Origin of the sequence: Lonsdalea iberica (genome assembly GCF_002111585.1) — a bacterium.
GTDB lineage: Bacteria > Pseudomonadota > Gammaproteobacteria > Enterobacterales > Enterobacteriaceae > Lonsdalea > Lonsdalea iberica.
Window position 1 is genome coordinate 22,305 of the sequence record NZ_LUTP01000033.1, and the last position, 11,840, is coordinate 34,144.

The window sequence follows — 11,840 nt, forward strand, 5'->3', positions numbered from 1 at the left end:
CTAAATTAACTCCCTGCTTCCAACAGCTCGCGTGTGTAATCTCCCGCCGGATAGCGGAAAGGCACCGGCCCGTCGGCAATACCGTCCAGGAACTGACGGACACGCGGGTCGGCGTTCTGCTGCAGATCGTTCGGCGTGCCTTCGGCGATCACGCGCTGATCGGCAATGATGTAGGCATAGTCCGCGATACTCAACACTTCGGGCACATCGTGCGAGACCACGATACAAGTGACACCGAGCGCATGATTCAGTTCATCGATCAGTTTGACCAGCACACCCATGGTAATCGGGTCCTGCCCCACAAACGGTTCGTCAAACATAATTAGCTGCGGGTCGAGTGCAATGGCTCGCGCCAGCGCCGCACGTCGCGCCATCCCGCCGGACAATTCGGACGGCATCAGGGAGGCCGCACCACGCAACCCCACCGCTTCGAGTTTCATCATCACGATGGTGCGCAACAGTTCCGGCGGCAGTTGGCTGTGCTCGCGCAGCGGCCAGGCGACGTTATCGAACACATTCAGGTCGGTAAACAGCGCGCCGGACTGGAACAGCATACTCATCTTTTTACGGGCTTCGTACAGGCCGGAACGGGAAAGCGCAGGAATGTTTTCGCCGTCGAACCAGATTTCGCCCTGATCCGGCGGCAGCTGTCCGCCGATGAGGCGCAACAGCGTGGTTTTGCCGATGCCGGACGGCCCCATGATGGCCGTCACTTTACGTTTGGGTACGTTCAGAGAAATATCGGTGAAAATCTGCCGATTTCCCCGGCGAAAACTGAGCTCGCGAACTTCGACCAGGTTTGAGGCTTCGGGATTCATCATGAGTTTCCTTTCCAACTGCGCGGGCGGCGCAGTCATCAGAGTAAAGACCGTATGTTGAGCCGCCCTACAACGCCGGATGACGCATCGGGCATTCACTGTGACAAACGGCCATCACTAATTCGTGACCAAAGTTGCCATTGGTTTTACTTTTTCACACTACACAGTCAAAATTAGCGCCAAAGATGAAAAATGATTTTTTTATTCACTCTTCGTCCCAAAAATACTGGTTTGTGCGCCAATAAACCGGTGATTATACCTGAAGAAAGGACGCTGCATGCTTTTTGCGACAGTACTCTTGATTGTTGGTTTGATTCTGCTGGTTTATGGTGCCGACCGTCTGGTTTACGGCGCTGCCGTATTGGCCCGCGGCTTCGGTATTCCGCCGATGGTAATCGGCATCACGATTGTAGGACTGGGTACCTCGTTGCCTGAACTCATGGTCTCAGTCACCGCGGCAATGAACCACCAGATCGATATGGCGGTGGGCAACGTACTCGGCTCCAATATCGCCAACATTCTGTTAATCCTCGGCAGCGCCACGTTGATACGCCCGCTGACTTTCCATTCAGTGCTGGTACGCCGGGAACTGCCGCTAATGTTAATCGTCACCGCGTTGTGCGGGGTATTGCTGTACGACCATGTCCTCAGCCGACTGGACGGCGTGATACTGCTGCTGGCCGCCGCGGCCTCGATCATGATGATATTGCGCATGGCTCGCACCGCTCAGCGAGCGGGCGTTGATAGCCTGACGCGCGAGCAGATGGATGAGCTGCCGCGCGACAATAACGCGACCGTCGCCTTGCTGTGGTTGGTTTTGGGCGTCATTATTCTGCCGATGGCGACCCGCATCGTCGTGGACAACGCCACCGTGATCGCCCGCAGCTTCAATATCAGCGAATTGACCATCGGGCTGACGGTACTGGCTATCGGCACCAGCCTACCTGAACTGGCCACCGCGATCGTCGGCACGCTGAAGAAAGAGGACGACATTGCGCTTGGCAACCTGATCGGCTCCAACATTTTCAACATCGGCATTGTGCTGGGCGTACCGGCGCTGCTTTCTCCCGGCGCGCTGAACCCACTGGCGTTCAGCCGCGACTACTGGGTGATGCTGGGAGCCAGCGTACTGCTGGCGGCACTGTGCCTACGCCAGAAACGGTGCATCGGTCAGGGCGCGGGCGCGCTATTGCTGTGCGCGTTTATCGCTTACCTCGCCGTGCTGTTCTTTTTTTCATAGCCGGGCCTTAACGGCCACGCAGGACGTTTTGCATGTCACACTTTGAGCTACCCTCCGATTTCGATTTCCAGAGCGCAGGGAAACAGGTTTTATCCATTGAGCGCGAAACGTTGGCGCAATTGGATCAATATATTGATGATAATTTCACCCGCGTCTGCGAGATGATTTTCCGCTGCGCGGGCAAAGTCGTCGTGATGGGAATGGGAAAATCCGGTCATATCGGCTGCAAGATCGCCGCGACCTTCGCCAGTACCGGCACCCCGTCCTTCTTTGTGCATCCCGGCGAAGCCAGCCACGGCGATTTGGGGATGATTACCGCGCAGGATATCGTTATCGCCATCTCCAACTCCGGCGAATCCCATGAGATTCTGGCCCTGATCCCCGTCCTCAAACGTCTGCACGTCCCGTTGATCTGCATGACCGGCAATCCGGACAGCACCATGGGAAAAGCCGCCGACCACCATCTCTGCATTCATGTTTCGCAGGAAGCCTGCCCGCTGGGTCTGGCCCCTACCTCCAGCACAACTGCTACGCTGGTAATGGGCGACGCGATAGCCGTGGCGCTGTTACAGGCCCGAGGATTTACCGCGGAGGATTTCGCGCTGTCCCATCCGGGTGGAGCACTTGGCCGCAAACTGTTACTGCGGGTGAACGATATCATGCACATCGGCGACGAAATCCCCCGAGTTCCTCGCGATGCGTCCTTGCGCGATGCCTTGTTGGAGATCACCCGTAAGAACCTGGGAATGACCGCCATCTGCGCCCCTGACGGCACTATCGAGGGGATCTTCACCGATGGCGACCTGCGCCGTATTTTCGATCTGGGTATCGATCTGAACAGCGCGCGCATTGTCGACGTCATGACCGCTGGCGGTATCCGCGTCACGTCGCAAATGCTGGCCGTGGATGCGCTGAACCTGATGCAGTCGCGTCATGTGACGGCATTGATGGTCGCTCAAGACGATCGCCTGGTCGGCGTCGTGCATATGCACGACATGCTGCGTGCAGGTGTGGTTTAATCCAGCCACGCCGTCATCTCAGCGTTGACCCAACGACTTCAACCCGGCTGTAAACCAAGGACAAGCGTGAAATGAGTGAAACCCCGCCGAATACCGAGACCTGCTACGGCCCCGTCGCCGCTGCGGTGATGGGCAAAGCCCGAGAAATCCGACTGCTCATCTGCGATGTGGACGGCGTGCTGTCCGACGGCCTGATCTACATGGGTAATCAAGGCGAAGAGCTGAAAACGTTCAACGTTCGGGACGGCTACGGTATTCGCTGCCTGCTGACCTCCGATATTGACGTCGCCATTATTACCGGTCGTTCAGCCAAGCTCCTGGAAGACCGCTGCAAGACCCTGGGGATTTCTCACCTATACCAGGGACAGTCTGATAAGCTTTTGGCCTTCCGCGAGCTGTTGGATAAACTGGCGCTTGAGGCCCATCAGGTCGCCTATATCGGCGACGATTTGATCGACTGGCCGGTCATGGCGGAAGTCGGACTGAGCGTTGCCGTGGCGGATGCCCATCCGCTGCTGGTGCCCCGCTCGGATTATGTGACGCGCACCGCAGGCGGGCGCGGCGCCGTACGCGAGATTTGCGACCTGATTTTACAGGCGCAGGACAAGCTGGAGTTCGCTAAAGGGTTGTCGATATGAATAAAACAAAGCGCTGGCTGACCGTCCTGCTGGCCCTGATCGCACTGGTGTTGATCGGCCTGAATCTGACCGGTACCAACGATGACGCAGCGCCCGCCGTGTCGGAGAGCAACGCGCCGACTTATACCACTCAGCAAAACCTCACCGTGGTGTATGACCCAACGGGAAAACTGGCCTACAAGCTGGTGACTGAAAAAGCCGAATATTACGAAAATGACCAGTTGACGTGGTTCACGCAGCCGGTGGCCACGATGTACAACGAATTAGGCGTCGCCACCTGGTCAGTCCGCTCGGATCGAGCCAAACTGACTAAGGACCGCATGCTGTATCTGTACGGCCACGTCGAAATGAACAGCCTAACGACAGATTCGCAGTTGGAACGAGTCAAAACAGAGAATGCCCAGGTAAACCTGATCACCCAGGATGTCTCATCCGATGATGAAGTCACGCTGTACGGTGCCAGCTTTACCTCCAATGGTTTAAAAATGCGCGGAAATTTGCGCAACAAGACAGCAGAGTTGATCGAAAAGGTAAAAACCTCCTATGAAATTCCAAAAAATCAATAAAGCACTGCGCTACACGCTGATCGCCAGCTCGCTGTTTTCCGCCAGCATGCCGGTATTGGCGCTGACCGGCGATACCGATCAGCCGATTCATATCGACTCCGACCAGCAGTCGTTGGACATGCAGGGCAACGTCGTGACGTTCACCGGCAATGTCATCGTCACGCAGGGGTCGATCAAAGTTCAGGCGGATAAAGTCGTCGTCACCCGTCCGCAAGGGCAGCAAGGTCGCGAAGTCATCGAAGGATTTGGGAATCCGGCGACGTTTTATCAGATGCAGGACAACGGCAAGCCGGTCAAAGGCCATTCACAGAAAATGCGCTACGAGCTGGATAAGGACAACGTGATTCTGACGGGCAACGCCTATCTGGAACAGTTGGACAGCAACGTCAAAGGCGACCGCATCACCTATCTGGTCAAACAGCAGCAAATGGAAGCCTTCAGCGATAAAGGCAAACGCGTGACCACGGTGCTGGTGCCTTCTCAGCTGCAGGATAAAAATGGCCAGCGCACCGCCCCGGCCAAGGCCCCCAAACCGCAACAGCGAGCGACGCAATAACTCATGGCTACATTAATCGCAGAAAATCTGGCTAAGGCGTACAAAGGCCGCAAGGTTGTGGAAAACGTCAGCCTGAGGGTCAATTCCGGCGAAATCGTCGGCCTTCTGGGTCCTAACGGCGCGGGAAAGACCACCACGTTCTATATGGTCGTCGGCATCGTACAGCGCGATGAAGGCCGCATCATCATCGACGACGATGATATCAGTATGCTGCCGCTCCACGACCGCGCGCGCCGCGGCATCGGCTACTTACCGCAGGAAGCGTCGATTTTCCGGCGGTTGAGCGTTTACGATAACCTGATGGCCGTGCTGCAAATCCGTAAGGATCTGACGCAGGAGCAGCAGGCGGACCGCGCCAATGAGCTGATGGAAGAGTTTCATATTGCTCATTTACGCGATAGTCTGGGACAATCCCTCTCCGGTGGGGAGCGTCGTCGAGTGGAAATCGCTCGGGCGCTCGCAGCCAATCCCAAGTTCATCCTGCTGGATGAACCTTTCGCCGGGGTGGACCCAATTTCGGTGATAGATATCAAAAAAATTATTGAACACCTCCGCGACAGCGGTCTGGGTGTCCTCATCACCGACCATAACGTCCGCGAAACGCTGGACGTCTGTGAACGTGCCTATATCGTCAGCCAGGGCCATCTCATCGCCCACGGATCACCGGCGGATATATTGGCCAACGAACAGGTCAAACGTGTCTATCTGGGCGAAGGCTTCCGACTCTGACGTCATATTTTTGTTCGTATTATCCAAGGGAAGTTAGCGCTATTTATGAAGCAAGGTTTGCAACTCAGGCTTAGCCAGCAACTGGCAATGACGCCACAGTTACAGCAGGCAATCCGCCTGTTGCAACTGTCCACGCTTGAACTCCAGCAAGAAATTCAACAGGCGCTGGAAAGCAACCCCTTGCTGGAACAAACCGATCCCCACGAAGAGGTCGAGACGCAAGAAAGCAGCAGCAGCGAAGCGCTGGATACCCGCGAAGCGCTGGAGCAGAAAGAGATGCCCGACGAGCTGCCGCTGGACGCCGCCTGGGATGAAATCTACACGGCGGGCACGCCCTCCGGCACCAGCACCGACTACCGGGATGACGAGCTGCCGGTTTATCAGGGCGAAACCACACAATCCCTGCAAGACTATCTGATGTGGCAGGTGGAGCTGACGCCGTTCTCCGACACCGATGCCGCCATCGCGACCTCCATCGTCGACGCCGTCGATCCTACCGGTTACCTCACCATATCCTTGGAAGAAATCCGCGACGGCGTCGGTAATGAAGAGCTGACGATGGAAGAAGTGGAAGCCGTTCTAAAACGGGTGCAGCGTTTCGATCCGGTGGGCGTGGCTTCGCGCGATCTGCGTGAGTGCCTGCTGGTGCAGCTGTCGCAGTTCGACAATAAAATGCCGCGCTGGGAAGAAGCGACGCTGATCGTCAGCGAGTATCTCGACCTGCTGGCTAACCATGACTTCCGTACGTTGATTCGCGCCAGCCGTTTGAAAGAAGACGTGCTGAAAGAGGCGCTGGCCCTGATTCAATCCCTCGATCCGCGTCCGGGACAGTCCATCAATACCGGCGAGTCGGAATACGTGATTCCTGACGTTCTAGTGCGTAAGGCGCAGGACCGCTGGTCGGTCGAACTCAACACCGACAGCGTACCGCGGCTGCAAATCAACCAGCAGTATGCCGCGCTGGGCAACAGCACACGCAGCGACAGCGACGGCCAGTTCATCCGCAGCCATCTTCAGGAAGCCCGCTGGCTCATCAAAAGTCTGGAAAGCCGCAACGACACGCTGCTGAAGGTGACCCGCTGCATCGTCGAACAACAGCAGGCCTTCTTCGACCACGGCGAAGAGTACATGAAGCCGATGGTGCTGGCGGATATCGCCCAGGCGGTGGAAATGCACGAGTCCACGATTTCCCGCGTCACGACGCAGAAGTTCCTGCACAGCCCGCGCGGCATCTTCGAACTAAAATATTTTTTCTCCAGCCACGTCAACACGGACAGCGGCGGAGAGGCCTCATCCACCGCCATCCGGGCGTTGGTCAAAAAATTAATCGCTGCGGAAAATCCCGCCAAACCGTTGAGCGACAGCAAGCTGACCACCTTGCTTTCCGATCAGGGAATCATCGTGGCCCGGCGCACCGTCGCCAAATATCGCGAGTCTTTATCCATCCCACCGTCCAATCAGCGTAAACAACTGGTTTGACCTTGAACTGAGAAGGAAGACGCTATGCAGCTGAACATTACCGGACACCATGTTGAAATTACCGATGCTCTACGCAAATTTCTCAATACGAAGTTTGCGAAGCTGGAACAGTATTTCGATCGCATTAATCAGGTGTACGTAGTGCTGAAAGTGGAGAAAATTCAGCAGATTGCTGAAGCCACCCTCCACGTCAGCGGCGGTGAGCTGCATGCCACATCAGAAGCGCAAGAGATGTATGCCGCGATCGATCTTCTCATCGACAAGCTGGCGCGACAGTTAAACAAACATAAGGATAAACTGAAGCAGCACTGATTGTTCCCCCGCCTCCAGGCGCAGGAACCGGAACGGCAAGCTGATAAGGGGAGCCGTTTCGGTAGCTGGAGGCCCGAGTGTTGTCAGGTGAATATAAAATGAATAACGATTCCATTATGCAACTCAGCGCCGTACTTCGTCAGGAGTGCACCCGCAACGCCGTAAGCTGCCAGAGTAAAAAGCGCGCTCTGGAAATTATCAGCGAACTCGCTGCGGCACAGCTCAATCTGCCCTCACAGATTATCTTTGAAGCGATTCTGGCGCGGGAACGGATGGGCAGCACCGGTATTGGCAACGGTATCGCCATTCCTCACGGCAAACTCGATAACGATGACACGCTGAGCGCCGTGGGCGTCTTCATTCATCTGGATCAACCCGTCGCCTTTGATGCCATCGATAACCAGCCCGTGGACCTGCTGTTTGCCTTGCTGGTTCCCACCGAACAATGTAAAACCCATTTGAATACGCTGGCGCTGGTCGCCAGACAGCTGTCGGATAAGGCGCTGTGCCGCCGGTTGCGGGGTGCCCAGAGCGACGAAGAGCTGTATCAGATCATGACCGTATCGGATAGCGCCGAACAGCCCTGAAACAGCAGGGCGTCGCGCATCCAGATCGAGAAGATGACACGAGCGGACGTCGTGCGACAACGCGCACGTCCGATAAAAACACCGGCTAAGGCCGGATGACCAACATAAGCTAACGGTGGCAGCGAGACATTCACCATTCCGCTGCCTGAGGGGAGTCGTCAGATGGTGCTGATGATTGTCAGTGGTCGTTCAGGCTCGGGCAAATCCGTGGCCTTGCGCGCGCTGGAAGACATGGGTTTCTACTGCGTGGATAACCTGCCTGTAATTCTGCTGCCGGAACTGGCCAATGCCCTGGCGGCGCGGAACATTTCGGCGGCGGTCAGCATTGACGTACGTAATATGCCGGAAACGCCTGAAGTGCTGGAACAGGCGCTGACTCGGCTGCCGAGCAGCTTCTCGCCACAGTTGCTGTTCCTGGACGCCGACCGCAATACGCTGATCCGCCGCTACAGCGATACCCGTCGCCTGCACCCGCTATCCAGCCAGAATCTGTCGCTGGAAAACGCCATCGACGAAGAGAACAATCTGCTGGAGCCTCTGCGCTCGCGCGCTGACTTGATCATCGACACTTCCGAGATGTCAGTGCATGAACTGGCCGAGATGCTGCGCGCCCGCCTATTGGGCAAGCGGGAGCGCGAGCTGACGATGGTGTTTGAATCGTTCGGCTACAAGCACGGCATCCCCATCGACGCCGACTATGTCTTTGACGTTCGCTTCCTACCGAACCCACACTGGGATCCGAAGCTGCGCCCCATGACCGGGCTGGATAAACCTGTCGCGGCGTTTTTGGATCGCCACACCGAAGTGCACAATTTCATCTATCAAACGCGCAGCTATCTTGAGCTGTGGCTGCCGATGCTGGAAACCAACAATCGCAGCTATCTGACCGTCGCTATTGGTTGCACTGGTGGTAAACACCGTTCGGTATATATCGCCGAGCAGTTGGCCGATTACTTCCACTCCAGAGGCAAAAACGTGCAACTGCGCCACCGTACGCTGGAAAAACGTAAATCATGACCGTAAGACATACCGTTGAAGTCAAAAACCGTCTGGGTATGCACGCCCGACCGGCGATGAAGCTATTCGAACTGGTACAAAATTTCGATGCCGAAGTCATTCTGCGCAATGAGAGCGGCACGCAGGCGGAAGCCAGCAGCGTGATCGCCATGTTAATGCTGGACTCCGCCAAGGGCCGGCGCATCGAAATCGAGGCGACGGGTCCAGACGAAAACGAAGCCCTTGCGGCCGTCGTTAAACTATTCGACGCCGGCTTTGACGAAGAATAACGAGGTTTCCGCTCGCTTTTCCACTTCAAACCGTCCACCTCCCCCTCTCCTTGTCATCTCCCAATCTTCCCTACACCTGAACTATTTTTGAGCTCATAACGTTCGAAGTGTGTAAATAAAAACCCGTGTTCCTATAAAGGTTCTCAATTGTTTTGTTAATTTCAAAAAAACCAAAGTTCACAACTTAACCGGATAAATAACATGAAATTATTTTCTTATCTTCATTTTTATAAAGAAACCTTGAATTTCCATTAGGCCCAAAATCTGGAAAGTGCCTTAAACAATATGCGATCATATTTATTCGCGAGATTAATAAGAAGTTTATTCTATTCGTTTCAACCAAGAATGCCATTTTCCCTTTTAACTTCATGCAGATATAAAAACCTGTAAAAAAAACAAAAAATATTATCTGATTTGAAATTAAAAAAATTATTAATAAAAATACGAAAACACAATCTACCAAAATGGCTAATTAGTGAGCCAAAGTAATATCTTGTCATTTTGGCAGGGTTAAGTGACTACAAGATAAGTAGTAGGAATAGAAATACGTTGATGAGGATATCACGATGTCTAAAAGTATAGCCAATAAAGGCCAAACACCAGATTCTCGTCGTGGCGCACTGAGGGAACTACTGAATAGTAAAAAAGCGATTCGCGTAATGGAAGCTCACAGTCCATTATCCGCCATGCTCATTGAAGAAGCAGAATATATAAGAGAAGGAGTGAGTCATAAATTTGACGCTTTTTGGTCAAGCTCTCTGACCGATTCTACTTTACGCGGTCAACCCGATACAGAATTAGTCAATTACAGCCGCCGGTTTAATTCCATCGCGGATATTTTCAATGTCACGAACAGCCCATTAATTTTGACGGTGATACCGGCGGCCAGATAGAACATCTTGTGTACCATATCCGCGAGGCCGAAAATCTGGGGATTTCCGCCATTATTATCGAGGATAAAACCGGCCTGAAGAAAAACTCACTATTTGGTAACGATGTAAAACAAACCCAGGCTAGCGTGGACGACTTCTGCGCCAAAATCAAAGCGGCCAAACAGGCTCAGTTGACGCCGGAATTCATGTTGATTGCGCGCATTGAAAGCCTGATATTGGAGGCCGGTATGGACGATGCCATTGACCGCGCGCTGCGTTACGTCGAGGCGGGCGCTGATGGTATTATGATCCACAGCCGGCTTAAAACTCCGGATGAAATTCTCGAATTTGCAAAAATCTTTCGCAGTCATTATCCGCAGATCCCTTTGGTATGCGTGCCGACCAGTTTTAACGACATTACCTTTGAACACCTGGTCGATAGTGGTTTTAACATCATTATCTATGCCAACCATATGTTGCGCGCATCTTATCCGGCCATGCGTGAAATTCTTCCCCACATTCTCAAAAATGGCCGTACGCAAGAAATAGAAGACAAATGTATTTCTATAAAGGAGATCCTCAATTTAATTCCGGGCACGAAATAATCACTGGGTGACTCACAATTTAGCAATACAACCAATCATTAAAAAGAAGGAAATTATCATGATTAGCCCTGATGATTTTTTGGTTTTTTTACACCAGAAAGGTATTCGATTCTATAGTGGCGTCCCTGATTCTTTATTAAAAGAATTCTGTCTGGCTATCGACGGATCAAAAGAAGATATGCGTCATCAGTTAGCTTGCAATGAAGGCGCTGCAGCAGGAATGGCTATTGGCTATCAGTTGGCAACAGGCTTAGTACCTGTGGTTTATTTACAAAACTCCGGGCTGGGAAATATCGTTAATCCAATTTGTTCATTGGCGACGACAGACGTTTACAGTATCCCGATGCTATTTATTATCGGCTGGCGAGGTGAAACCAAAGCCGACGGAACGCAACTGAATGACGAACCGCAGCATGTTATGCAAGGTCGGGTCACGCTACCGCAGTTAGAGATACTCACTATTCCCTACCATATATTGGAAGGCGAGCCTGATATCGACTTCCCGCAGATAGAACAGCTCCTGGAACAGGCAAAACGCGATAAACGTCCTGTCGCTTTAATCGTACGTAAAAATACATTCTCTCCCTGCCAGCAAGCCAGGCAGCCGTCGCGAACGTCAGCCACGCTGCTGCGCGAAGAGATCGTTGCGGAAGTTCTGTCCGTACTACCGGCCGACATCCCCATTGTCAGCACCACCGGTATGCTATCGCGTGAACTGTTCGAGCTACGTGAACAGCGCGGCGAAGAGCACGACCGTGACTTTCTGACCGTAGGCGGCATGGGCCTCGCCAGCCAGATAGCGCTGGGTATCAGCGAAGGTCGACCGGGTAAAAAAGTTGTCTGTCTGGACGGTGACGGCGCGACGTTGATGCACATGGGCGGGCTGACCAATAGCGCCCTTTCCCCCACGCTTATCCATATCGTTATCAATAACGGCGCCCATGACTCCGTCGGCGGTCAGCGAACGGCGGCGTCGCGCCTGCCCTTAGCCCCCATCGCTACCGCCTGCGGCTATCGACAGGCCTCGACAGTAGGAAGCCGAGAAGCCCTGCAAGCCGTGCTTCGTCAGGCTCTGACGAGTCAGGGAAGTCAATTTATCGAGGTGAAATGCCGCATTGGGCATCGCGACAATC

At 54.0% G+C, this 11,840-nt stretch carries 13 protein-coding genes and 1 pseudogene; 13 read left to right on the plus strand and 1 reads right to left on the minus strand.

Features of this window, described 5'->3' with window-relative positions:
- Window positions 1–5: 5 nt before the first annotated feature.
- Window positions 6–818 carry a phospholipid ABC transporter ATP-binding protein MlaF gene (gene mlaF / locus AU511_RS12550; protein ID WP_094100738.1) on the minus strand — a complete coding sequence of 271 codons (813 nt, stop codon included), beginning with the start codon at window positions 816–818 and terminating at the stop codon, window positions 6–8.
- Window positions 819–1,095: 277 nt separating this feature from the next.
- Here mlaF and AU511_RS12555 point away from each other — a divergent pair, with 277 nt between their 5' ends.
- From AU511_RS12555 to aepY, 13 genes and pseudogenes are all read left to right on the plus strand, one after another.
- Window positions 1,096–2,058 carry a calcium/sodium antiporter gene (locus AU511_RS12555; RefSeq protein ID WP_094109894.1) on the plus strand — a complete coding sequence of 321 codons (963 nt, stop codon included), beginning with the start codon at window positions 1,096–1,098 and terminating at the stop codon, window positions 2,056–2,058.
- Window positions 2,059–2,090: 32 nt separating this feature from the next.
- Entirely contained in the window at window positions 2,091–3,077 is a 987-nt protein-coding gene (gene kdsD / locus AU511_RS12560) for an arabinose-5-phosphate isomerase KdsD (protein WP_094100736.1), read from the plus strand.
- 71 nt (window positions 3,078–3,148) lie between these two features.
- Window positions 3,149–3,715, plus strand: a complete 567-nt coding sequence (gene kdsC / locus AU511_RS12565; RefSeq protein WP_094109895.1) for a 3-deoxy-manno-octulosonate-8-phosphatase KdsC — start codon at window positions 3,149–3,151, stop codon at window positions 3,713–3,715.
- Window positions 3,712–4,281, plus strand: coding sequence for an LPS export ABC transporter periplasmic protein LptC (gene lptC, locus AU511_RS12570; protein WP_094100735.1), 570 nt, complete (start codon window positions 3,712–3,714; stop codon window positions 4,279–4,281). The genes kdsC and lptC overlap by 4 nt, the downstream gene beginning before the upstream one ends.
- On the plus strand, window positions 4,259–4,837 hold the full coding sequence (lptA, locus tag AU511_RS12575; protein ID WP_026740693.1) for a lipopolysaccharide ABC transporter substrate-binding protein LptA: 579 nt from the start codon (window positions 4,259–4,261) through the stop codon (window positions 4,835–4,837). Before lptC ends, lptA begins: the two co-directional genes overlap by 23 nt.
- A gap of 3 nt (window positions 4,838–4,840) precedes the next feature.
- Complete coding sequence (gene lptB / locus AU511_RS12580; protein ID WP_094109896.1) at window positions 4,841–5,566, plus strand: LPS export ABC transporter ATP-binding protein; 726 nt, start codon at window positions 4,841–4,843, stop codon at window positions 5,564–5,566.
- Between the two features lie 45 nt (window positions 5,567–5,611).
- Window positions 5,612–7,045, plus strand: a complete 1,434-nt coding sequence (rpoN, locus tag AU511_RS12585; RefSeq protein ID WP_094100733.1) for an RNA polymerase factor sigma-54 — start codon at window positions 5,612–5,614, stop codon at window positions 7,043–7,045.
- Between the two features lie 24 nt (window positions 7,046–7,069).
- Entirely contained in the window at window positions 7,070–7,357 is a 288-nt protein-coding gene (hpf, locus tag AU511_RS12590; RefSeq protein ID WP_094109897.1) for a ribosome hibernation promoting factor, read from the plus strand.
- A 98-nt stretch (window positions 7,358–7,455) separates the two neighbouring features.
- Window positions 7,456–7,944 carry a PTS IIA-like nitrogen regulatory protein PtsN gene (ptsN, locus tag AU511_RS12595; RefSeq protein ID WP_094100731.1) on the plus strand — a complete coding sequence of 163 codons (489 nt, stop codon included), beginning with the start codon at window positions 7,456–7,458 and terminating at the stop codon, window positions 7,942–7,944.
- A 162-nt stretch (window positions 7,945–8,106) separates the two neighbouring features.
- Window positions 8,107–8,961: an RNase adapter RapZ gene (gene rapZ / locus AU511_RS12600; RefSeq protein ID WP_094100730.1), complete on the plus strand. Its 855-nt coding sequence runs from the start codon at window positions 8,107–8,109 to the stop codon at window positions 8,959–8,961.
- Entirely contained in the window at window positions 8,958–9,230 is a 273-nt protein-coding gene (gene npr, locus AU511_RS12605) for a PTS phosphocarrier protein NPr (RefSeq protein WP_026740687.1), read from the plus strand. Before rapZ ends, npr begins: the two co-directional genes overlap by 4 nt.
- A 659-nt stretch (window positions 9,231–9,889) precedes the next feature.
- Window positions 9,890–10,707, plus strand: a pseudogene (gene aepX, locus AU511_RS12610) (phosphoenolpyruvate mutase).
- A 58-nt stretch (window positions 10,708–10,765) separates the two neighbouring features.
- Window positions 10,766–11,840, plus strand: a 1,075-nt coding sequence (aepY, locus tag AU511_RS12615; RefSeq protein ID WP_094109898.1) for a phosphonopyruvate decarboxylase, incomplete at its 3' end; no start/stop codon positions are given.

Excerpts from the sequence above, each read along its gene's own strand:
- mlaF (WP_094100738.1), bottom strand. The coding sequence starts at position 818 with ATGAATCCCGAAGCCTCAAACCTGGTCGAAGTTCGCGAGCTCAGTTTT.
- AU511_RS12555 (WP_094109894.1), top strand. The coding sequence starts at position 1,096 with ATGCTTTTTGCGACAGTACTCTTGATTGTTGGTTTGATTCTGCTGGTT.
- kdsD (WP_094100736.1), top strand. The coding sequence starts at position 2,091 with ATGTCACACTTTGAGCTACCCTCCGATTTCGATTTCCAGAGCGCAGGG.
- kdsC (WP_094109895.1), top strand. The coding sequence starts at position 3,149 with ATGAGTGAAACCCCGCCGAATACCGAGACCTGCTACGGCCCCGTCGCC.
- lptC (WP_094100735.1), top strand. The coding sequence starts at position 3,712 with ATGAATAAAACAAAGCGCTGGCTGACCGTCCTGCTGGCCCTGATCGCA.
- lptA (WP_026740693.1), top strand. The coding sequence starts at position 4,259 with ATGAAATTCCAAAAAATCAATAAAGCACTGCGCTACACGCTGATCGCC.
- lptB (WP_094109896.1), top strand. The coding sequence starts at position 4,841 with ATGGCTACATTAATCGCAGAAAATCTGGCTAAGGCGTACAAAGGCCGC.
- rpoN (WP_094100733.1), top strand. The coding sequence starts at position 5,612 with ATGAAGCAAGGTTTGCAACTCAGGCTTAGCCAGCAACTGGCAATGACG.
- hpf (WP_094109897.1), top strand. The coding sequence starts at position 7,070 with ATGCAGCTGAACATTACCGGACACCATGTTGAAATTACCGATGCTCTA.
- ptsN (WP_094100731.1), top strand. The coding sequence starts at position 7,456 with ATGAATAACGATTCCATTATGCAACTCAGCGCCGTACTTCGTCAGGAG.
- rapZ (WP_094100730.1), top strand. The coding sequence starts at position 8,107 with ATGGTGCTGATGATTGTCAGTGGTCGTTCAGGCTCGGGCAAATCCGTG.
- npr (WP_026740687.1), top strand. The coding sequence starts at position 8,958 with ATGACCGTAAGACATACCGTTGAAGTCAAAAACCGTCTGGGTATGCAC.